The organism is Maribacter algae (assembly GCF_047345745.1).
In the GTDB taxonomy this organism is placed as follows: domain Bacteria; phylum Bacteroidota; class Bacteroidia; order Flavobacteriales; family Flavobacteriaceae; genus Maribacter.
In genome coordinates this window covers 570,492-591,683 of sequence record NZ_JBLFES010000003.1, presented here as the reverse complement: position 1 = coordinate 591,683, position 21,192 = coordinate 570,492, and the positions used below count along the sequence as shown (strand labels likewise).

At 39.3% G+C, this 21,192-nt stretch carries 20 protein-coding genes and 1 tRNA gene; 12 read left to right on the top strand and 9 right to left on the bottom strand.

What is annotated here, in order from left to right:
* Nucleotides 1-88 precede the first annotated feature (88 nt).
* The 4 genes from ACKWBX_RS14175 to ACKWBX_RS14160 all read left to right on the top strand — a co-directional run bounded on the left by ACKWBX_RS14175 (nt 89) and on the right by ACKWBX_RS14160 (nt 4,007).
* Nucleotides 89-517 carry an OsmC family protein gene (locus ACKWBX_RS14175; RefSeq protein ID WP_413969362.1) on the top strand — a complete coding sequence of 143 codons (429 nt, stop codon included), beginning with the start codon at nt 89-91 and terminating at the stop codon, nt 515-517.
* 42 nt (nt 518-559) lie between these two features.
* Nucleotides 560-820, top strand: coding sequence for a four helix bundle protein (locus ACKWBX_RS14170; protein ID WP_413969361.1), 261 nt, complete (start codon nt 560-562; stop codon nt 818-820).
* 143 nt (nt 821-963) lie between these two features.
* Nucleotides 964-2,652 (top strand): single-stranded-DNA-specific exonuclease RecJ, encoded by a 1,689-nt coding sequence (gene recJ / locus ACKWBX_RS14165; RefSeq protein ID WP_413969360.1) that lies wholly within the window; start codon nt 964-966, stop codon nt 2,650-2,652.
* A gap of 86 nt (nt 2,653-2,738) precedes the next feature.
* A complete protein-coding gene (locus ACKWBX_RS14160; protein ID WP_413969359.1) occupies nt 2,739-4,007 on the top strand; it encodes an MFS transporter in 1,269 nt (422 codons plus the stop codon).
* Between the two features lie 270 nt (nt 4,008-4,277).
* Here the strand turns inward: ACKWBX_RS14160 and ACKWBX_RS14155 are convergent, their stop codons facing one another.
* The 8 genes from ACKWBX_RS14155 to ACKWBX_RS14120 form a co-directional block, all read right to left on the bottom strand.
* Nucleotides 4,278-5,048, bottom strand: a complete 771-nt coding sequence (locus ACKWBX_RS14155; protein ID WP_413969358.1) for a UDP-2,3-diacylglucosamine diphosphatase — start codon at nt 5,046-5,048, stop codon at nt 4,278-4,280.
* 108 nt (nt 5,049-5,156) lie between these two features.
* Complete coding sequence (locus tag ACKWBX_RS14150; protein WP_413969357.1) at nt 5,157-6,131, bottom strand: endonuclease/exonuclease/phosphatase family protein; 975 nt, start codon at nt 6,129-6,131, stop codon at nt 5,157-5,159.
* 79 nt (nt 6,132-6,210) lie between these two features.
* Nucleotides 6,211-6,660, bottom strand: a complete 450-nt coding sequence (locus ACKWBX_RS14145) for a 6-pyruvoyl trahydropterin synthase family protein (protein ID WP_413969356.1) — start codon at nt 6,658-6,660, stop codon at nt 6,211-6,213.
* 75 nt (nt 6,661-6,735) lie between these two features.
* Nucleotides 6,736-7,143 carry a DUF3592 domain-containing protein gene (locus ACKWBX_RS14140; protein ID WP_413969355.1) on the bottom strand — a complete coding sequence of 136 codons (408 nt, stop codon included), beginning with the start codon at nt 7,141-7,143 and terminating at the stop codon, nt 6,736-6,738.
* Nucleotides 7,144-7,324: 181 nt separating this feature from the next.
* Nucleotides 7,325-7,867 carry a hypothetical protein gene (locus ACKWBX_RS14135; RefSeq protein ID WP_413969354.1) on the bottom strand — a complete coding sequence of 181 codons (543 nt, stop codon included), beginning with the start codon at nt 7,865-7,867 and terminating at the stop codon, nt 7,325-7,327.
* Nucleotides 7,868-7,877: 10 nt separating this feature from the next.
* The gene (locus tag ACKWBX_RS14130) at nt 7,878-8,645 is read right to left on the bottom strand and encodes an enoyl-CoA hydratase/isomerase family protein (RefSeq protein ID WP_413969353.1); all 768 of its coding nucleotides are present in this window, start codon (nt 8,643-8,645) and stop codon (nt 7,878-7,880) included.
* Nucleotides 8,646-8,725: 80 nt separating this feature from the next.
* A complete protein-coding gene (locus tag ACKWBX_RS14125) occupies nt 8,726-10,066 on the bottom strand; it encodes an MATE family efflux transporter (RefSeq protein WP_413969352.1) in 1,341 nt (446 codons plus the stop codon).
* A gap of 6 nt (nt 10,067-10,072) precedes the next feature.
* A complete protein-coding gene (locus tag ACKWBX_RS14120) occupies nt 10,073-10,573 on the bottom strand; it encodes a GNAT family N-acetyltransferase (RefSeq protein WP_413969351.1) in 501 nt (166 codons plus the stop codon).
* A 52-nt stretch (nt 10,574-10,625) separates the two neighbouring features.
* Here ACKWBX_RS14120 and ACKWBX_RS14115 point away from each other — a divergent pair, with 52 nt between their 5' ends.
* Together ACKWBX_RS14115 and ACKWBX_RS14110 are read left to right on the top strand one after the other, a co-directional pair.
* Nucleotides 10,626-11,423 (top strand): universal stress protein, encoded by a 798-nt coding sequence (locus ACKWBX_RS14115; RefSeq protein WP_413969350.1) that lies wholly within the window; start codon nt 10,626-10,628, stop codon nt 11,421-11,423.
* Nucleotides 11,424-11,474: 51 nt separating this feature from the next.
* Nucleotides 11,475-11,551: transfer RNA gene (locus tag ACKWBX_RS14110), tRNA-Ala, on the top strand.
* A 176-nt stretch (nt 11,552-11,727) separates the two neighbouring features.
* Here the strand turns inward: ACKWBX_RS14110 and ACKWBX_RS14105 are convergent.
* On the bottom strand, nt 11,728-12,753 hold the full coding sequence (locus tag ACKWBX_RS14105) for a LacI family DNA-binding transcriptional regulator (RefSeq protein WP_413969349.1): 1,026 nt from the start codon (nt 12,751-12,753) through the stop codon (nt 11,728-11,730).
* Between the two features lie 182 nt (nt 12,754-12,935).
* On the opposite strand from ACKWBX_RS14105, the gene ACKWBX_RS14100 reads away from it, so the two are divergent.
* The 6 genes from ACKWBX_RS14100 to ACKWBX_RS14075 all read left to right on the top strand — a co-directional run bounded on the left by ACKWBX_RS14100 (nt 12,936) and on the right by ACKWBX_RS14075 (nt 20,914).
* A complete protein-coding gene (locus ACKWBX_RS14100) occupies nt 12,936-15,611 on the top strand; it encodes a TonB-dependent receptor (RefSeq protein ID WP_413969348.1) in 2,676 nt (891 codons plus the stop codon).
* Between the two features lie 91 nt (nt 15,612-15,702).
* Nucleotides 15,703-17,013, top strand: a complete 1,311-nt coding sequence (locus ACKWBX_RS14095; protein ID WP_413969347.1) for an MGH1-like glycoside hydrolase domain-containing protein — start codon at nt 15,703-15,705, stop codon at nt 17,011-17,013.
* A 10-nt stretch (nt 17,014-17,023) separates the two neighbouring features.
* Nucleotides 17,024-17,638, top strand: coding sequence for a GNAT family N-acetyltransferase (locus ACKWBX_RS14090; RefSeq protein ID WP_413969346.1), 615 nt, complete (start codon nt 17,024-17,026; stop codon nt 17,636-17,638).
* On the top strand, nt 17,635-19,239 hold the full coding sequence (locus tag ACKWBX_RS14085; RefSeq protein WP_413969345.1) for a sodium:solute symporter family protein: 1,605 nt from the start codon (nt 17,635-17,637) through the stop codon (nt 19,237-19,239). The genes ACKWBX_RS14090 and ACKWBX_RS14085 overlap by 4 nt, the downstream gene beginning before the upstream one ends.
* Nucleotides 19,240-19,251: 12 nt before the next feature.
* On the top strand, nt 19,252-20,400 hold the full coding sequence (locus ACKWBX_RS14080; RefSeq protein ID WP_413969344.1) for a glycerate kinase: 1,149 nt from the start codon (nt 19,252-19,254) through the stop codon (nt 20,398-20,400).
* 22 nt (nt 20,401-20,422) lie between these two features.
* On the top strand, nt 20,423-20,914 hold the full coding sequence (locus ACKWBX_RS14075) for a cupin domain-containing protein (RefSeq protein ID WP_413969343.1): 492 nt from the start codon (nt 20,423-20,425) through the stop codon (nt 20,912-20,914).
* The last annotated feature ends 278 nt before the right edge of the window (nt 20,915-21,192 follow it).

The following is a 21,192-nucleotide window of genomic DNA, read 5'->3' as shown; positions in this document are numbered from 1 at the left end:
GAAATAAGAAGTACGAAATCGTAAAAGGCTAAGCTTTTATGAGGTATCAAATTATCGTACATTTATCGCTTACAAGAAACGAAAATTTATGGCGACTACAAATCATATTTCAACGAAATGGCTAGGCAACATGGCCTTTGAAAGCAGCAATCCCTCAGGACATAATTTAACCATAGACATTGCCAAGGAAGATGGTGGAGACGGTAGCGGTTTTAGACCTAAGGCCCTCATGCTCTCTTCTCTGGCAGGTTGTTCCGGATTGGATATTGCCTCGCTCATTAAAAAGATGAAATTAGATGTTGATGATTTTCATATTGAAACCATTGCCAACCTAACAGATGAGCACCCTCGATACTATGACAAGGTTACTATTGAGTATCACTTTCACGGAAAAAATTTGGCCGAGAAAAAATTACAACGAGCAGTAGACCTGTCCATAGAAACCTATTGTGGCGTCATGGAAATGTTCAGAAAGTTTGCGGAGCTGAAGATTGAGACGGTGTTTCATCATTCTTAAAAGTCAAACACAAATTCAAATAACAAATACAAACTGAGATCGGTGCAGAATAAACGGTATGACTTAGAGGAGAGATTGGTCGATTTTGCAGCTGATGTTGCTTTGTTCTGTAAAGCTATGCCAAGTGATTTTACGGGTCAATATTATGGACATCAATTATTGCGTTCGGCCGGAAGTTCTGCTTTGAATTTTGGTGAAATGCAAGGTGCACAAACAGATAGGGACTTTAAAAATAAAGCGACGATTTCGTTAAAAGAGTTGAAAGAATCTCGAATCAATCTAAAAATTCTTTCAAAAATATAGTATGGGAAGCATTCTGAAAGAGTCCAACTTTTAGATGAAGCTGAACAGTTAATAAAAATAATAGCAACAATTATCAAAAACAAAAAGTAGAAAGATGTCGATCTTGTATTTGAGTTTGACATTTGAATTTGTATTTTATTTGCATGCGCTGGACCATAAAACCAAAACCCGAACAACGAGAGATTGACCGATTAGCTGCGGAGCTGAACGTTAATGATTTGGTGGCGCATCTGCTCCTTCAGAGAGGCATTACTACCTATGAGGAGGCCAAAAAATTCTTTCGTCCACAATTGGAAGATTTGCACGACCCTTTTTTGATGAAGGATATGGATGTGGCGGTAAATCGAATAGATTCTGCCATTACCAATAATGAAAACATTTTGGTTTTTGGGGATTATGATGTGGATGGGACCACCGCCGTTGCTTTAATGTCTTCCTATCTGTTGAGTTATTACCCCAATGTGGCCACCTACATCCCGGACCGCTATGAGGAGGGATATGGGGTTTCCTATAAGGGAATCGATTTTGCTGAGGACAATGATTTCTCTTTGATCATTGCTTTGGATTGCGGGGTAAAGGCCATCGATAAAGTAAAATACGCCAAGGGAAAAAATATTGATTTTATTATTTGCGACCACCATAGACCGGGCGAAAATTTACCGGATGCCGTTGCGGTTTTAGACCCAAAACGGTCGGATTGCGATTATCCATATGATGAATTATGCGGTTGTGGAGTCGGTTTTAAATTGATTCAAGCTTTAGGCTCTAAAAAAGAAGAGACCATCCATGACCTCGTACAGTACCTTGATTTAGTGGCTACTGCGATTGGAGCGGATATTGTTCCAATAACCGGAGAGAATAGAATACTGGCTTTTTATGGCCTACAAGTTATCAATGAACAGCCCAGAATAGGATTTAAAGCGATTATTAATCAAATCAAAAAGACTTGCCTTACGATTACCGATGTGGTATTCATCATTGCGCCAAGAATCAATGCGGCAGGTAGAATGAAACATGGCCAACATGCGGTCAATTTACTTACGGAAACCAATTTAGAACAAGCCCAAAAATTTGCTGCTGAAATTGAAAAATTCAATACGGACAGGAGAGGATTGGACCAAGAAATCACCCAAGAAGCCTTGGTTCAAATTCAGGAAAATAAAGAGGAAGAAGGTTTTACTTCGGTAGTGTATAAAGATACTTGGCACAAGGGCGTTATCGGGATAGTGGCTTCGCGTTTAACGGAAACGTATTACCGGCCCACCTTAGTTTTTACCAAAAGCGGTGATAAATTGGCCGCTTCGGCTCGTTCCGTAAAAGGTTTTGATGTCTATAATGCTTTGGAGGGGTGTTCCGATTATATAGAACAATTTGGAGGACATAAATATGCTGCCGGGCTTACGTTAGCCGAAAATCAGTATCATAATTTTAAACATCAGTTTGAAAAAGTGGTACAGGAAACGATAGACCCGGAGTTGCTCAGTCCAGAAATTACGGTAGATACCATCATCGAACTAAAAGATATTGCCCCTAAATTCATGCGAATTCTAAAGCAGTTCGCACCTTTTGGCCCAGGCAATATGACACCCGTCTTTATGGCAGAAAACTTGGTTGATTCAGGATACGCCAAGGGTGTTGGTCAAGAAGAGACACATCTAAAGGTAGCCGTTACCCAAAACGATAGTCATAAAATTAACGGTATCGGTTTTAATTTGGGCGATAAACTTTCTTTGGTGACCAGTAGAAAGCCTTTTAGCGCCGTTTTTAATCTGGACGAAAATGAATGGCAGGGAAATGTTAGCCTTCAATTGAAAATAAAGGATATTAAATGAGGATAGAGCATTTGGCTATTTGGGTTGCCGATTTGGAATTAATCCATACCTCGGAAAAGAACCAAATTGAGATAATCCTCTAGAAAATGGCAAGAGAACTTGACCCTTACGCAGCGCTTCGTTTTAAGCAATTCAATATTTTCTTGGTGGTACGCTTTGCGATGGTCTTTGCTTGGTCCATGCAATTCATCGTGATAGAGTGGCAGGTATATTCTTTGACCAAAGACCCACTATCATTGGGTATTATCGGTCTTATGGAAGTTATTCCAGCGGTAGGAATGGCACTTTTTGCGGGACATGTAGTAGATCAAAAAGAAAAACGGAACCTCTTGGTAAAATGTATTTTAGGCTTTTCAGTGATTAGTCTTGGCCTCTTTTTATTGAGTTCGCCAAAACTTGTTTCACAAACAAGTGTTACAAACATTTTGTACGCTATATACTTTTTGGTTTTTCTGGGAGGTTTGGTGCGTGCCTTTTTAGGACCCACAATTTTTTCTTTGATCGCACTGTTGGTTCCAAAGAAAATTTACCCTAATGCTGCTACATGGAGCAGTTCTACTTGGCAAATGGCCTCTGTTTTAGGTCCTGCATTGGCCGGATTTTCTATAAGCTGGATTGGAGTGCATTGGTCCATGTGCGTTATTTTTGGATTTTCGATCATAGCATTATTGGCTCTTTTCCAGATTGGAAAAAAACCTATTTTGAATCCGAAAATAGGCGAACCTGTATTTCAGAGTTTAAAAGAAGGTCTCAATTTTGTGTTTAGATCTAAAGCGGTTTTTGGGGCTTTGACCTTGGATATGATCGCCGTACTTTTTGGAGGAGCAGTGGCTCTATTGCCCATTTTTGCGCAGGATATTTTACAGGTAGGGTCAGAAGGTTTTGGGGTGTTACGGGCGGCACCGGCGGTTGGGGCTTCTATTACCATGCTAGGTTCTACTAGATTTCCATTACATAAAAATGCGGGTAAAAAATTACTCTGGGCCGTGTTCGGTTTTGGCCTTTGTATTATTGTTTTTGGCCTTTCTACCTATTTTTGGCTGTCCGTTATTGCGTTGTTCTTAAGTGGAGCCGTAGATGGTGTCTCCATGATTATACGGCAAACGATATTGCAGCTAAAAACCCCCGACAATATGCGGGGAAGGGTGGCGTCCGTAAATTCCATGTTCGTAGGCTCCTCTAACGAGTTAGGCGCTTTTGAGAGCGGGGTAACCGCAAAATTAATGGGAACGGTTACGGCGGTAGTATTTGGCGGTGCCATGACATTGCTCACCGTTGGAGCAACTGCCTTGGTCTCACCTACTTTTAGAAGATTGGACTTATCCAAGGATGTTGCCGAGCATGAGACCGATTAAAACTAATTTTAAGATATTAAATCAAAAAAGCCCTTCTGGGGGAAGGGCAGTTTTGTAATGTAGGTACTTAAGATTTGGGTTTTTAAGTCTCATTAATTGTAGGTATGTGTCAAGATTTGGGGTTCAACACTAAAACTTAATAACACTGTAAAGATATAACCGGAATACAGTTTTGAGAAATTATTGTTGTGAATTGCTTAATAATTGTTGTAAGAAAAGTATTACAATATGTTTATCGGTTTTTATAAAGGATTTTTAGGAAGAATTATGCTAAGAATCTCCATATTCAAGGAGATTCAATCTTTCACCATCAAAAACGGCATAAGTATAGTAGTGTATCCAATCGCCTAGATTAGTGTAGGTGGACTTACCGTTGAGGTCTATTTCCAAAGGCAAATGTCTATGACCAAAGATAAAATGGTCATAATGTTGCGTTTCTAGCTTTCGTTTGGCGTACTGCACCAACCACTCTTTGTCTTCTCCCAAAAACTTCTCATCGTCATCTCCGGAAATCAACTTATTCTTTACTGAAAAGTATTGCGCCACTTTAACCCCTATATCCGGGTGCATCCATCTGAAAAACCATTTGGCAATGGGATTGGTAAACAGTTTTTTCATGCGTTTATACCCTTTATCGTGTGGGCCCAGACCATCGCCATGGCCAATAAAAAACGAAGTGCCGTTTATATCGTATTGTTGGGGTTTATGAAATACGGGAATATTAAGTTCCTCTTCAAAATAACCGTTCATCCAAAGATCATGGTTGCCTACAAAATAGAAAATTGGAATACCGGCATCGGAGATTTCAGCCAATTTCCCAAGGGTTCTAGTAAAGCCCTTAGGAACTACCGTCTTATATTCAAACCAAAAATCGAACAAATCCCCAAGCAGAAATAGGGCACAGGCATCGGTCTTGATTTCATCTAACCACGCCACAAATTTCTTTTCCCTCGGGAAGCTTTCCGCCATGGTAGGCGCCCCCAAATGATTGTCACTTGCAAAATATACTTTCTTGCCCTTTGGAATATCAATACGCGTCATCTTCCTGTAAAGATAGGAAATATCAAAGGTTGCTAAATTTGATTTTTATTACGTTCCAACTGGCATCAATTTATATAAGCAATACTTCACATAACATTTTTGATTTCCTTATTCCTTCTCGTTCAGGACCAAAGCTATAGGTAAATGGTCACTGTATCCATCAGGATTGAAATTGGAAGCGTTGGGCCGTCCGTACCGGACCGGTTTTTTATAGGTGCCTTTGACCAACTCCGGATAAGCTATGATATCTACCGTACTTATTTTAAAGGGATACTCCGTTTTTTCGGACAGTATGGTTTTGGAAACTATGAACTGGTCCAAAATATTCAGGGTACTATTAAAAACGAAAGTGCCCAATTGCGCATCTAAAAACCGATACATTAAATTATAGAGATACCTTAATTTCACCCTATTGCTTTTGACCAAAGCCCTATTGTTCTTGGCCATAAGGTATTCATTTATAGAACGATTAAAAGGATTGTCGTTAAAATCGCCCATCAAAACAATAGACGGATTTTCCTGTTCTTCATGAATACGCTCTATCCAATAGGCAAGATTTTCCGCGACCATAATGCGAAAAGGCTCGCTGTTCAATTCGCCACCGGAACGCGATGGCCAATGGTTGAGTACCAAAATCAATTTGTTCCCATTGGCAGTGTTCAGATGTACCTGAAACAAATCTCGTGTGCTATTTCTTTTGATGATTCTGAGGCTAAACGTAGTCTGGTCCGGGCCATATAAAGCGGTATCATAAATTAGCGCGGTGTCGATGCCACGTTTGTCCTCACTCTCTGAAATCACAAAACCGTACGCCCTGTTGAGCGAAGCATTCATTTTGGCAATCAACTGCTCGATCACAAATTCGTTCTCCACTTCGCAGACACCCAAAATATCCGGGCCATTATCGGAATTGAACTTTGAGATGATGGTAACGAGATTATCCAGTTTTTGATTGAGTATATTGATGTTCCAGTCCTTTAATTCCGATTTGAGCTTATCGTTCAAAAAAGAGCTACGACGTGGGGAATTTTCAATATCGAACAGATTTTCCAAGTTCCACCAATAAATATGATGCTTTACCATAGGGTGCTTTTTAAAGAGGCTTTAAGATAACTATAGTTTTCCAATATGCTGTAAACTAAAAAGTTAAGAAATGATTGTTTTAATTGTCCGAAGCGAACCACTCGGCGAAAGATGTTTCCGTTTCCTGTAATTTCAGGGAATGTAGGAGAATATTTTCAGGAAGTCTAGCTTTGATCTTCGCGGCAAAATCTATGACCATATTTTCGCTCGTGGGCTGATAATCGGCCAGAATTACATTATGTCCGCGTTCCGTTAGCTCTTTGGCCAATTCTACGTGAGGGGTATTTTTATTGAAAACGGTAGCGTGGTCAAATTTGTTTACGATTTCTTCTTTTACGATTTTCTTGAGATCACCAAAATCTATGACCATTCCCAGTTTCACATTGGCCGTATCCCTAATGGGAATCCCAATTACCGTTACCGAAAGTTTATAACTATGGCCATGAACATTTCTACATTTACCGTCATAACCGTAAAGTGCATGTCCCGTCTCAAAGCTGAACTGTTTTGTAATTCTAATATTGGCCATTTTGTTGTTCATTAGGCCGTAAAGGTAGTATTTCTTGAAATGAAATAACAACGTAGTATGTTAGATCGAGGAGGCTTATCCGCTCACATAAAGTAAATAGGAACCACCGATCACCAGTAAGGGCGAAGCGATCATTAAAAGAATAACGCTCCAGCGGTATAATCCCCAAAAGGATATCGTTTTTGCCTTTTCCGGATGGTTACGGTCGTAGACAATCTTGACTTTATCCCCAACGTTATAGGCCGGCGGGCTGGAACTAATGCCACTTTCAAAAGTTTGGGTATTTTGAGCGCGATCCTTGAATTCAAAAATAGGATTGTACATAGTGCCATTATCACCCTGAGAAGTGATAAAAGAAGTAACCGTAGCGGTCGTTTTTATCCCCTTTTCCAAAAGCGACCGGGTTTTTTGATAATCATTAAAAGCACTATAGGCCAAGAAAGCCCCAAGTGAAAAAAGGAAGCCATAAAAGAGAATCCACATAAGTGCCCTGTTTTTAGACATTTTGGCCTAACGCTTAAACTTGCGTCTTGTTCGTACTCTATTCACAAAGTAGATAACCACTACGAAGAGTGCTAAAATGGGAAATACCAGATCACCATTTAAAAAGTTGAGAATATTCATCTGAAATTTTATTTTATTCTAGAACGAAAAGTGGACTTGATTAGTATTTAGCAATGTCCTTCTTTAAGGTCTCGGAAAGTTCTAAAAGCTCCTTTTGCCCAGAAAGCATTTTTTCTTCTTCTAGATTCACTTTCTTTTTGTCGTTATCCAGTCCATGAATTAACACATCGTTTTTGAAATAATAGCATTGTTCTACAATCTTTGTTTTCGCCTCGTCAAAAACTTCATTATCACCGGATTCTTTTGCCGCCTCTGCATCCCAATAAAATGGGCGATTGTATTGATGCCTTGTCGCCAAAACAAAAAGGAGACCTTCCTGATTATAATAAAAATCATAAAAATTTTTACCGGTTTCCCCTGCAAAACCTGCTTTTATGGCTTTTATTTGATTGTCCTGCAAATAAGCCGTTGCATAGCCGCCCTCGGTAGATTGATGGTCCACCGAAATAGTTTTAGTAGTATAATCGCTTAGATTGGATTCGATGTTATGATATTCTTGGCGGATTTCTTGTAAAGCCTTTTCAATTTCCTGAGCCTTGGCCATAAAAACGGAAAGCACCAACAGAACAAAAATCGATTTCATAAGCGAAGGATCATTTTTTGAATTTAACCAGGGCATTTCTAGTAAATTCCGACAATACCAGTTTTCCGGTAATGGCGGCACGTTCCGTCAACAAGGTATCCCAATGGTCCGTGTTGTTCCAAAGCACTTTTTTCCACTCGGACAGTCCCTCGGGATTGTAACTCGCTAATTTTTGCACAAAGAAATCCAGTTCTTTGTCCAGCTCCTTTATATCATCGAATACCTTGGAAAACAATCCCTTTTCTTGGGCCCAATAGGCACTTTTCCATTCGGTCGGAGCTAGGGACAGTTCGGAGATTCCTGCTGTTCCTATTTTACGTTCCACAGCAGGAGCTATGACCAAAGGTGCTATCCCAATGGTCAATTCGGAGAGGCGTATAGCGGCATTTACCGAGGCAAAAACATAATCACAAGCGGCGGCAAGTCCTACACCACCGCCAACGGTTTTTCCTTGAACACGACCTACAATTACTTTTTTACAGTTGCGCATCGCATTAATGACATTGGCAAAACCGCTAAAAAATACTTTGCCTTCCGCTAAATTGGAAACGGCCATTAATTCAGAAAAGGAAGCTCCGGCACAAAATGCACGGTCACCTTCGGACTTCAATATAATTACGGAGATAGTATCATTATCGGAGAGTGATTTTATTTCCTCCGCTAGTCTGTCCAATAGCTCGCTGACGAAAGAATTACTTGCCGGATGGCCAAACTCCACAACGGCAACTTTACCATCGATTTTAGTATATAAACTTCCATTTTCCCTAATTGTTCCCATGATGCGAGTTGTTGGTATTTAGTTGTTAGTGAACTAGATCAATAAAATGGTCAATAGACTTTTGGATAATACGGGTAAAGTTAGGTTTTTTGCAATAGAGGTTTGAATTTTCTTCTGAATTCAATGACCAATGCTCCCCCTCTAATAATCATCCACACGGTAAAGGCAAGCCATATCCCTATCAATCCCCAATTCATGAATTTTCCTAAAAAAAGTGTCGGCACAAAACCCAAGAAAGTTGCCACAAGTAATGTGTTCCTAAGATATCTCATTTCTCCGAGACCTTTAAAAAGACCATCTAAAACAAATGCCGTAACGTTCATTGGAATCCCTAAAATCAATATGTAGAACATCCCATAAAAAGTATGAAGGACAATTTCTTCCTTACTGAACAATCTACCAAGTGGGTAGTAGAAGATAAATCCAAAAAACATTAGGACAAGACTGATTGTAAATCCGTACTGTACTATTTTTTTGGCCAAATTCCATAAGCCGTTATAGTCTTTTGCCCCGAGTAACCTTCCTCCCATAATATTTCCGGCGGCACCATACCCATCGATAAAAAATGAGGAAAACAACCAAATATTTATAGCAATGGTATGTGCACCTATGTATGCGTCACCATAGGCCGTAGCTTCACGAACGGCAAGAATCAATGCGGTATTCAAGGCCAATGCCCGCACGAAGAGATTAAGGCTCATGAAAATCAATCGTTTCAATTCTGGATGTATTGGAAATTGCAATTTTAGACTGATGTCCGTTTTTAATACCAATAAAATAAAAGCCATTAATGCCATTGTTCCTTGTGCGATGAGACTTGCCCATGCTGCACCCTCTAAATATAACGGCTCAAGAAATCCGTCAATACCGTACACGAACGCAAAATCCAAAATAATGTTGAGCAATGCTCCAACTATGGCAATGAGCATGGGCCAATAGGTATTCTGTAATCCCCTAAAAATTCCCATAACGGCAAAGGCAAATAAAGTTAAGGGAAACCCCCAGACCCTTATGGAATAATAGCTCACACAATATTCCAATATTTTTCCCGAGGCGTTGAGCAGCTGAAAAATTTCTTCCACGATAAAAATGGTGGATACTAGAATTAGGATACTAAGACTGATGTTCAAAAAGATAGCTTGTGCCGGTAGCGTTTTGACTTCCTCCAATTTTCCTGCGCCCAAGTATTGGGAAATGATAGCGGATATGGCACTTCTGGTCTGCCCTAAAATCCAGATGAGCATGGACAAAAATGACCCTACAATCCCGGCAGCGGCCAGCGATTCCAATCCGTCAACAGGAATATTTCCCACGATAGCCGTGTCCGTTATGGATAATAAAGGCTCGGCAATTCCGGCAATCGTCGCAGGAATGGCCAATTTGTTCACGGTTCTAAAAGTAATGGGCGTTTTAGAAGTCATTGGGCGTTACAGTACAAGTTCATAACAGTGAAAAGGATGTTGACTCTGCTCGGGAAAATAAATATCATCAAGTTTTTGATATCCCCTCATTTCATAAAACTTTTGGTTGCGTTTGTTCTGACTAAACGTATCCAGACGGATGGATGTAAACCGATTGTTGACTGCGTATTCTTCCCCAAAAGCCATTAATTGCTGTGCACAACCCAGCCCTTGGAAAGAAGGGTGTACGGCCAAACGATGAATATAGATGTTGTTTTCATTGGGCGTTAACCATTGGACGGTCTTATACTCGGCATCCATAAAAGTGGAAATAACGATACATCCAATGATTAGATCGTTGTTTTTTAAGGTGTACAATTCGTTTCGTTCTATATCATTGATGAAGTGATTTTCGGAAGGATATTCGATTGTCCATTGAAATATGTTATTGGATTCCATAAACAATCTACAGGCATTTGTCATTATAAGAATATCGCTTATTTCGGATATCTTTGCAGGCTGAATCATTGAACGGATTTAATTAAGTTGTAAATTTAGAGGAATAATCAACACTATTATTATGACAAATATTCTTGTTCCCATCGGGACATCTTCGGATGCCCACGAAACATTACAGTATGCGGTTGACTTTGCCCAAGACTTTGGAGCAAAAATTTTTGTGATGGAAGTTTTCAACGCCTACGGGAAAACGGGAACATTATCAAACGTTTCCAACAAAGTGGCAGAAAGTGGAAAAGAACGTTTAAAAGCCATCATCAATAAAATAGAGGCAAAGAATCATGATATAAAAATTGCGACCTACAATGGCGAATTGGTAGATGGCCTAAAGGAAATAGATAAAGAGATTGGGATCGACCTGATCGTTCTGGCCCCGAGAAGCCATGATATTCAGGAGGAGTTGTATTTAGGCTATTCCTCCGGGCGTATTATCAAACAAACGGATATTCCAACATTGGTTGTTCCCAAAGGCACTACATATGTAAGTTTTAAGAATGTGCTCGTCGCGTTCAAGTCCGGAATATTAAAGCGAAAAAGAATTTTGGATCCGTTGGTGACGATAATCAATAAACACCGTTCCAAGGTGAATTTATTATTGGTCAAGACTCCGGGATATTCAGACGATGATTTAAAGATAAATACCGCTTTGATGGATATTAGCGAGCAACTTACGCTTACTGAAAATGCTACCACTTATATGGGCGTTTTGGAACATTTTCAATCCAAGCATCCGGATTTACTATGTGTTTTTAGAAGAAAACGAGGTTTTTTTAAAAAGTTATGGGAGAAAAGCACTATTCCAAAGTCTGAATTTTCGGCACCCATTCCCGTACTTATTCTTAGCGCGAAGAAAGATTAAGATGTATTTTGATACTTATGGTAAAAGTAGTTTCTTTGCCGCATGCCAAACGGGGGATTAGCTCAGCTGGCTAGAGCGCTTGCCTGGCAGGCAAGAGGTCACCGGTTCGACTCCGGTATTCTCCACCAATAAACACAGGCCTTCACGGACGTGAGGGCTTTTCTTTTTTTCATAATGCACACTTTGTGCACACTTTTGTAAATTTCCTACTTTTCAGATAAAATTTAACATAAATAGACTGAATTCATGTCAAATGAGAATTGAATCTAGTCTTATAAAATGTTCTTTTGACTGGACAATTATTTTAGGCTTTTAAAGTTGACTCCCGTACAATCAAATTGGTTTTTATTTCCACTGTTCTGGTTGTAGTATTCATATCAGTGCTATTAATTTCATCTATTAAGTATTTAACTGCTGTGCGACCAATTTTCTGGCCTGGTTGATTGACTGTAGTAAGCGCTGGATGAATTATGGTTGAATGCATGGAATTGCTGAATCCGACGACGGCTATTTCTTCTGGAATTTTCACCTTGAACTTATGTAATGCTTTAATTGCTCCAATGGCTGCACCGTCGGTAATTGCAAATATCCCGTCCGGTCTGTTTTTCAGACTTAATAGAAGATGTGCAGACCTTTTTCCATTTTCAATCGAAATATCCTCGGTACTGATTACCATTTTTTCATCTAGGTCAATATTGTTTTCTCGCAAGGCTCTCAAATAACCTGCAAAACGCATCTCAGAATTAAACGAGTTTTCAGTTTCTTTGATAATAGCGATTTTTCTCTTTCCTGTCTGAATGAGATGATCTACGGCATTAAAGGCAGCTTCTTCCTCATTAATCACGACCTGTGTGCATGGTACTTTATCTGAAACCTTATCGAATAGTACTAACGGGAGCCGTTTTGAGAATTTTAGAATATTATCGACCGAGACGGTTTTTCTAGCCAATGATAAAAGAATGCCATCCACGCCGAACTGCTGCATGGTATGCAGCATTTCGGTTTGTTTTGCCTCTGAGTACTTGGAATCTGAAACAATCACTTTATAACCCAAATCTTCCGCTTCATCAAGTACACCTTTGAGAATCGTAGATGTGAACAAATGCGAAATATTAGGAACGATGACTCCTAAAATATGGCTCTTATGTGATCTTAGCCCTCTTGCGAAAATATTAGGTGCATAATCAAAGTCCTTTGCCAGCTGATTTACCTTTTCCTTGGTTTTATCACTGATGTCAGGGTGATTTGCCAGAGCCCTAGAAACGGTTGAGATTGACAATCCTAGTTCTTGCGCTAACAGCTTTAACGTTGCGGGTTTATTTTTGCTCACTTCAGGTAGTATTCCAATTAAACGAGGTAAATGTAAAATGTTAAAAAAGAAATTGCAAACGTTTGAACAAACGTTTGCATAACTTTTTGATGTTTTTTTTGTTAAACGATTTTCATATTCACATAGATTTAATCAATAATTAACAAATTCTCAATTTATTACGAAATCTTTAATCAACTAACATGAAAAAAACTATTCTATTGCTAACCTTTCTTTTAATGGTTGGTATGGGTTTTTCCCAAACAGAAATTACAGGTACGGTAAAGGATCAGGCTGGAGCACCCCTTCCTGGTGTAAACATTGTAATTAAAGGAACCACAACAGGTACAACATCTGACTTTGATGGCGTTTTCTCGCTTACAACAGACCTTGGTGGAGAACAGGTCTTAAGGGCTTCGTACATCGGTTTCAGTGCTATTGAAAAAATAGTCAGGTTAGCTGGGTCTTCTGTAACGGTCGATTTTGTTCTTCAAGAAGGAGGACAACAATTAGATGAAGTCGTACTTACTGCATCCAGTACTTTTCGTTCACAGAAGCAGGCACCATTATCCATAAGTTCTGTCAAGATGAAGGAAATCACAAAATTATCGGCAAACAGTCAGGCTGATATCCTTCGTAGTGTTCCCGGTATTACAGCAGAAGGTGGTGGTGGTGAAACCGCCACTAATATATTTGTTAGAGGTCTTCCTTCTGGTGGCCAGTATGTATTCAATCCATTACAATACGATGGCATGCCTTTGATGAGCACATTTGGTCTCAATTCATCCGCGCATGACGTGTACGCACGACCTGATATCGGATTTAAAGGAGTTGAATTTGTAAGAGGAGGGTCAGCGATACTCTACGGGGCAGGTTCTGTGGCAGGCATAATAAATTACACCAGTAAGACAGGGGATACCGATCCGGGGAATATCCTAAATATGGAAGTTGCCAACCAAGGCAGGTTGAAAACTGATTTTTACAGTGGGGGTAGACTTGGAGGCGAAGATTCCAATACTTTTTATGCCTTCACAGGTTTTGTACGACATGACAGAGGTCCTGTTGAAACAGGTTTGACCACACGTGGTGTCCAATTTAGAGGGAATATCAAAAAGAAATTTGAGAAAGGATCGTTTACATTGCACGGACAATTTATAAATGACAATGCACAATTTTTCCTTCCATTGCCATTAGCAGGTGGAACTAGAGAACGAATCGCTGGAAACGACGGAGAACCTGTTTCTCAATTGTTAACAGGGGATTTGGCTAACGTCTCTTTCAACACACCAGGAGGTGTTTACAAAAGCCCAATTGCTGATGGAGTTTCTACCACTGGTGGTTATCTTATGGGAGATTTTAATTATAGTTTTACCGATGATCTGCGGTTTAAGGCAAAAGTGCGGTATGCTAATTACGATCATAATTTTGCATTGTACGTGGGTGGAAATGGCGCTAATGGAAACCCTATTACTTTAGATAATTATATTGCAAGTATAGCTCCTGACAATCAAGGCTTTTCGGCGACCTATCAAGGAGGCGCTGGTGGACAAATAAACGGATCTGATTTGGTGGTAGACAATCTACATGTAGATCGTTTAAGACCAATGACCGATTATTCTGGTGAAGCTTCATTGATCAAAACCATCAATACTTCTAACGGCGGAAGTCACAACATTACCGTAGGTTCTTTCATCGCAAGAACCGAAGCCGAGGATGTCAATTATCAATTCAGAGCATTAACTGAATTCAACAACAATCCTAGATTGGTGAATCTGAGCTATACCGCCGCTGATGGGAGTAATGTAATCTATTCTGATGGAGGTATCTACAATCGTATCGGTCAAACTGCCAACAACTTTTTGTCTCAAAATAAAGTTGCGCTATATATATCAGACGAAATGGTATTTGATAGATGGCGTTTTGATGTTGGTTTTCGATGGGAAACCACAGATGGTGAAATCAATAGAGGGCAAGTGTCTACAGAAACCGTTTACGATAACCCTGAACTCACTACTGAGCTAAGTGACGTACAGGCCGAAAACGGTAATTTTTTAAGGAGCAGTGTGAGTGCCTCCGATTGGGCAGTTTCTTTAGCTGGTTTGTACGAGCTGACGGAGACCACGAATCTTTATGCGAATTTTTCAAGAGGTTATTTCTTTCCGCAGATACGTGGTTTCGCCCCAGTACCTGGAATTGATGAAAACGTTTATAACGCAGAGAACATTAATCAAGTTGAATTGGGTGCAAAATTCGGGAATGAGAAATTTTCAGGGTCATTTGCTGGATACTATGTTGCTTTAAAAGATAGAATACAGATACTTCAGGCTATAGTTGGTGGTCAATTAGTAGACCAGACAAGATCTGAGCAAAACACGAAGACCATAGGTATAGAAGCATCTTGGGATTGGAGAATTGCTAATAATTTTAGTTTGACGGGTAGTGCAACCTATCAAGACCATGAGATTACGGAAAACATAAATGTCGACTTGATCAATAATACCTCTACGGAAGCTAATGTGGGTAATGAGCTTGCAAGACAGCCTAATTTCTTGGCCGGTGCAGGATTGTATTATGACAACAGAAAATTCGATGCAGTATTCAGTTTAAACCATACAGGTAAAAAATTCACTGACAATACTAATAATATTGAGTTAGACGCAATCAATATTTTCCGTTTAGGTGCCGGATATACCTTCGGTAAAGAAGATACTACGGAGTCTTTACGAATCGGATTTTCCGTATTCAACTTGTTTGATAGCAGTGGTATTACAGAAGGTAATCCAAGAGCAGGTGCAGCAGGTGCTACCGAAGGAGAGTTTTTCTTTGGGAGACCGATTTTACCTAGAAGAGCTTTTGTAACAGCCACCTTCAACTTCTAAAATAGTTTGAGTTAGTTTAAGTTAGTTTTATTTAATTCATGAGCACATTGGTGGCTGTAACCCGCCGATGTGCTTTTATGTTAATTCTATTATGAAAGAAACCTTAATAAATAAGGCGAAAGAGGTACTGGAAGCCAATTTTCAAGATGGTGGTTTCACCATACCCAGCCAGGGCCTATATCCTTTTCAATGGAAATGGGATTCCGGTTTTATCGCCATAGGCTTGTCCTACTATAATATTGAAAATGCCAAACTAGAAGTAAAAACGCTTTTGGATGCGCAATGGGAAAACGGCTTTATCCCTCATATTGTATTCCATAATGAAAACGATACGTATTTTCCAGGAGCCGATTTCCACAAGTCCGAATTACATCCACTGTCCTCGAAAAGATATAAATCCACCGGTATGACCCAGCCACCGGTAATGGGTTTTGTATTGAAGGAAATGTATCGGATTGCCGAAGATAAAGAGGCAATGCTAGAATTTATTCAGGATCACATAGACAAGGTATATCACAACCATGTTTATTTTTATGCCAATCGAGACCCTCACAATGAGGGCTTGGTATACATTTATCATAATTGGGAATCGGGTACCGATAACTCCCCAGTTTGGGACGATATCTGGAAAACCATGAACCCTCCAGAATATACCTTTGAGCGAAAGGATACTACACATGTTGACGCTTCGCAACGGCCTTCAAAACGTGAATACGACCATTATTTACATATTATTGAAATTGCGAAGGAGCACCAGTATAATGATGGAAAGATTGCTGAACTATCCCCTTTTCTAGTGCAAGATCCCCTTTTCAATGCCATGCTTATTAAATCCAATGAAGCATTACTTGAACTTTACGAACTAATAGGGGGCAATGGTGCTAAAAAGCTGTTTTTGACCCAATGGCAGAAAAGAAGTATTGAGGCCTTTAACAATAAACTCTTTAATGAGGAATTAGGAGCCTATGTCCATTACGACCTAAGGAATGAACGACAAATTTGTCATGTTTCTTCTTCTTCTTTTTCACCTCTGTTCGCTAACATCCCAAATCAAGAAAGAGCGAAAATTTTGGTAAAAACAATGTTGGAAAAATTTGGAGGAGAGGACAAATATCTATGTGCTTCTTTTGACCCTACCAATAATCGGTTCAATCCAAGAAAATACTGGCGAGGGCCAGTGTGGATTAATATGAACTGGATGCTTTACTACGGTCTTAAGAATTATGGATTCACTGATGTTGCAGAACGGATAAAAAAAGATTCAATCGAGTTGATTGAGCGCGATGGTTTTTTTGAATACTTTGATTGCCGTAAAGATAATGGCGAACCATTAAGAACAGGTTATGGAGGGGATAATTTTTCTTGGAGTGCGGCTTTGTTGATTGATTTATTGAATAATTAAGCGTATGAATATGTCAGAATTTTCAGGAGATTTCGATTTTTCTTACTCATACGTATTAGAAGATGATTTTATTCAGTTAATTCCAATGACAGAGGCTCATGTTGAACCCTTAGCGAGAATATCAGATGATTTAGAAATTTGGACTTTCTTTTTTGAAAAAGGTGATACCATTGAAGCCCTCTCAGCATACATTAAATCGGCAATTGACAATCGAAAGTCGAATAAAGAATATCCTTTTGTTGTTCTCGATAAAACAACAAAACAGTTTGCCGGTACCACACGGTTTTACGAATATTCTGCCGAACTTAATACGATAAAACTAGGACATACTTGGTACGGAAAACCATTTCGAGGAACAGGTTTGAACAAACGTTGTAAATATTTGTTGTTTGAGTTCGCGTTCGAAAAAATTGGAGTAGAACGTATCGGTTTGGGTGCCTACGCAGATAATATCATTAGCATTGCTGCAATGAATAGTGTTGGTTGTAGAAAGGAAGGGGTGTTAAGAAATATGTTTCCATCTAGGCGTGGCAAGGGAAGAACGGATGCCGTCCTAATGAGTATTTTAAGAAACGAATGGTATGAAAACACTAAGTACGAATTAAAAGCAAAAATTGACGCATGAATTATTTAGATTACATCGTAATTATTGTTTATCTGATAGGCTTCTTGGGGCTTGGCTTTTTATTTAAGGAAAATAAAAGTTCGGGCGATTATTTTCTAGGGGGTAAAGATATGGGCTGGCTTCCTTTGAGCCTTTCTACCATGGCGACCCAATTATCTGCCATAAGCTTTATTTCGGCTCCCGCATTCGTTGGGCTTAAAGACGGAGGAGGCTTGCAATGGTTGACATTTGAGTTTGGCGTTCCATTGGCTATGGCTTTCTTATTGGTTGCGATTATTCCCTCTTTGTATAAATCTGGGGTCGTTAGTATTTATGAATATCTGGAGCAGCGTTTTGATGCTTCGTCAAGGCTATTGATAAGTTTCGTCTTTCAAATAAGTCGCTCTGTAGCGACTGGTGTTATGGTCTATACCATGGCACTCATCCTTCAGGCAACGGTACAAATCGACTTTTGGGTATCCATCCTTATTATCGGAGTCATTACTTTGATTTACTCCTTTCAAGGCGGAATGAAAGCTGTGATATGGGGCGATGTTATCCAAATGAGCATTTTGTTTTTAGGCATCGTACTTTGTCTGTTTTATGGAATAAGTGAATTGGGCGGATTGGATAATTTTTTAACACAGGTAGATCATGAAAGGATTACCGCCGTAGATTTCGATAAATGGGGCTTCAACAATGTCAATGGCACTGATGAATTTGGTTTTTGGCCTATGATTATTGGAGGGTTTTTTCTTTATGCTTCGTACTACGGAACAGATCAACATATTACACAAAGAATGCTTTCGGCAAAGGGAATGGGCACTGTCAAAAATTTGCTTTTGGCAAACGGTCTCTTACGGTTCCCTGTGACCTTGACATATTGTATTATGGGTCTGGTCTTAGGAACTCTTTTTTTTCAAGATGTTGCCTTTCAAGAGCTAATGGAAACCACATATCAGGCGAATATAAGTTCGCTTGAGGGAAAAAAGGCCGATTTGATGGTTCCTCTTTTCATACTTAACTACCTGCCCAACGGGGTAATCGGTATTTTGATAGTCGCCATACTCTCGGCTGCCATGTCTACCCTAAGTTCAGCAGTGAACTCACTTTCTGCTGTAACCATGGAGGACTTTGTGAAACGTTTCAGACCTGATATGTCTGACAAGTCTTATGTATTCAATTCGCGCTTACTCTCCTTATTTTGGGGCTTGGTCTGCCTTTTCTTTGCTTTTTTTGCTGGTAATATCGAAGGTACTGTCATCGAAGTAATCAATAAGATAAGCTCTGTTTTCTATGGCCCTATTTTAGCGACATTTGTTTTAGCGATTCTGACCAAAAAAACCCATGCTTTAGGGGCCAACATAGGAATTGTTGTTGGGGTGCTATTCAATGTCTATTTATGGCTATATGTCCCAGAAATATTCTGGTTTTGGTGGAATATGATAGGCTGCTTGGTGACCATATTTGTTGCCCTTGCCGTCAGTTACGCTGTTGAGAGGAAAACAGAAAATAATTTGAAAGTAGTCTACTATACCGGAAAAAAAGAACTGGTTATTTTAATGGCATACTTTATTTTCATTATTCTGCTTAGTATTTTCTTGCCCAATATATTGAGTTAATCTGTACAAAAAATGAAAATAGTTATTGCTCCTGATAAATTTAAAGGATCCCTAACAGGTCACGAATTTTGTGATGCGACTGAAGAAGGTTTAAGGATGGTCTTGCCTAACGCGGAAATTATTAAACTTCCTTTAGCGGATGGAGGAGATGGCACTATCCAGGTAATAAAAGAATATTTAAAAGCAAAAAGTGTCAAATTAACCATTAGCGACCCCTTTTTTAGACCTAGAGAAGCTTCCTATCTCTTTTCCAAAGCGACCAAAACCGCTTTTATTGAGATGGCTGAAGCTTCGGGTCTGAAATTACTTAAAGAAGACGAAAGAAACTGTATGAGTGCCACTTCTTTGGGAACGGGAGAGCTTATTGTTGATGCGCTGGCTAAAGGTGCAAAAGAACTAATCTTAGGGATAGGCGGCAGTGCCACGAATGATGGTGGAATGGGAATGGCCCATGCTTTAGGATTTCGTTTTTTAGATAGTGATGACAACATACTCCAACCCATAGGTAGTAATCTTATGTACATCAAAAAAATAGATGCATCCAACGTCAACCCCAAATTGAACAATGTAATTGTCAAGGTTTCTTGTGACGTTACCAATCCACTTTATGGAAAAAACGGAGCAGCTCAAGTTTATGCGGAACAAAAAGGAGCGAACAAAGCACAGATTGAAGTTCTAGATCAAGGGCTTAGAAATTATGCCAAGGTTCTTTTTGAGCAATATTCGATCAATGTACAGAAAATCGAAGGTGCAGGTGCAGCTGGTGGATTAGGCGCAGGTGCGCTTATTTTCTTGAACGGTCGTCTGATTAGAGGAATTGACCTTATAAAGGACATTGCTAATTTTGATGACGCCATAAAAGATGCCGATTGGATAATAACCGGAGAAGGTAAATTAGACGACCAAACCATTGCTGGAAAAACAATAGCAGGGGTAATTAAATCGGCAAATGAAAAGGGCATTCCCGTGGCTGCATTATGTGGAACCGTTGCGTTATCAGAAAAAGCAAAAAAACAACTTGGGCTAACTTATTTCACTGCTGTTTCGAAAGGCATTACTGATATGGATATCGCAATAAAGTATGCTTATAAAAATGTTATGCGGGCGGCATCCGAATTTGCAAGTCTTGTATTGGATAATGAACTACAATTTTTGTATTAAGAATATAATTTTAAAGTGTTATATGGAATTACGCGAAGAACATAAAAGATGGATTGATAATTTTCTCGATACCCATCATATAAATTTGAAAAGCTCTGACTTTTCTAGACCGTGGGGAGGTTTCTATGTAATTGATGAATCATCTCTTTCGAATTTTGTTGAAGTTTTTTTTCCTGAACTACTAGGCAAGATGAGACCGAATCAGCCATGGAGCCCAAAAGTTTTATTTGTGGCTCCGGAACAAAGATTGAGTTGGCAATATCATTTAAGAAGATCGGAAGTTTGGCGTGTTATAAAAGGTAAAGTCAATGTTGTCACAAGTTCTAATGATGTTGAAGGTCAGGTACGAGAACTAAGTGAGAATGATAAAATAGAATTATTTCAGGGAGAAAGGCACAGATTGATTGGAACAGATGAATGGGGCATTGTTGCCGAAATATGGCAGCATAGCAATCCCGACAATCCGTCTGATGAAAATGATATAATTCGAGTGCGAGATGACTTTGGGAGATAGATAAAAGAAACATACATAAGAATAACTGTGAACCTAAGAAGGGTTAATTCCCTAATCTCAATAAACATTTCAATTTAGGTTATAGAGTCTATGCGGTGAAAAGAGTCCATCTTAAGAGGCTTGTTTTAGGATTTAGAAGATGCTAATTAAACCCGTTTTATGTGAATCCTGTTCATGGTCTCTTTAGGTAGTTTCATTAATCGGACTTTTACAGGACTGTATTAATTAGTTAAAGTTGTCAAGATAAGTTGCAAAGAATTCCAATCAAGGCTTTTTGT

Excerpts from the sequence above, each read along its gene's own strand:
- ACKWBX_RS14075 (WP_413969343.1), top strand. The coding sequence starts at position 20,423 with ATGGAATTACGCGAAGAACATAAAAGATGGATTGATAATTTTCTCGAT.
- ACKWBX_RS14085 (WP_413969345.1), top strand. The coding sequence starts at position 17,635 with ATGAATTATTTAGATTACATCGTAATTATTGTTTATCTGATAGGCTTC.
- ACKWBX_RS14120 (WP_413969351.1), bottom strand. The coding sequence starts at position 10,573 with ATGATTCAGCCTGCAAAGATATCCGAAATAAGCGATATTCTTATAATG.
- ACKWBX_RS14140 (WP_413969355.1), bottom strand. The coding sequence starts at position 7,143 with ATGTGGATTCTCTTTTATGGCTTCCTTTTTTCACTTGGGGCTTTCTTG.
- ACKWBX_RS14160 (WP_413969359.1), top strand. The coding sequence starts at position 2,739 with ATGGCAAGAGAACTTGACCCTTACGCAGCGCTTCGTTTTAAGCAATTC.
- ACKWBX_RS14090 (WP_413969346.1), top strand. The coding sequence starts at position 17,024 with ATGTCAGAATTTTCAGGAGATTTCGATTTTTCTTACTCATACGTATTA.
- ACKWBX_RS14095 (WP_413969347.1), top strand. The coding sequence starts at position 15,703 with ATGAAAGAAACCTTAATAAATAAGGCGAAAGAGGTACTGGAAGCCAAT.
- ACKWBX_RS14125 (WP_413969352.1), bottom strand. The coding sequence starts at position 10,066 with ATGACTTCTAAAACGCCCATTACTTTTAGAACCGTGAACAAATTGGCC.
- ACKWBX_RS14150 (WP_413969357.1), bottom strand. The coding sequence starts at position 6,131 with ATGGTAAAGCATCATATTTATTGGTGGAACTTGGAAAATCTGTTCGAT.
- ACKWBX_RS14135 (WP_413969354.1), bottom strand. The coding sequence starts at position 7,867 with ATGAAATCGATTTTTGTTCTGTTGGTGCTTTCCGTTTTTATGGCCAAG.
- ACKWBX_RS14175 (WP_413969362.1), top strand. The coding sequence starts at position 89 with ATGGCGACTACAAATCATATTTCAACGAAATGGCTAGGCAACATGGCC.
- ACKWBX_RS14115 (WP_413969350.1), top strand. The coding sequence starts at position 10,626 with ATGACAAATATTCTTGTTCCCATCGGGACATCTTCGGATGCCCACGAA.
- ACKWBX_RS14080 (WP_413969344.1), top strand. The coding sequence starts at position 19,252 with ATGAAAATAGTTATTGCTCCTGATAAATTTAAAGGATCCCTAACAGGT.
- ACKWBX_RS14145 (WP_413969356.1), bottom strand. The coding sequence starts at position 6,660 with ATGGCCAATATTAGAATTACAAAACAGTTCAGCTTTGAGACGGGACAT.
- recJ (WP_413969360.1), top strand. The coding sequence starts at position 964 with ATGCGCTGGACCATAAAACCAAAACCCGAACAACGAGAGATTGACCGA.
- ACKWBX_RS14100 (WP_413969348.1), top strand. The coding sequence starts at position 12,936 with ATGAAAAAAACTATTCTATTGCTAACCTTTCTTTTAATGGTTGGTATG.
- ACKWBX_RS14130 (WP_413969353.1), bottom strand. The coding sequence starts at position 8,645 with ATGGGAACAATTAGGGAAAATGGAAGTTTATATACTAAAATCGATGGT.
- ACKWBX_RS14155 (WP_413969358.1), bottom strand. The coding sequence starts at position 5,048 with ATGACGCGTATTGATATTCCAAAGGGCAAGAAAGTATATTTTGCAAGT.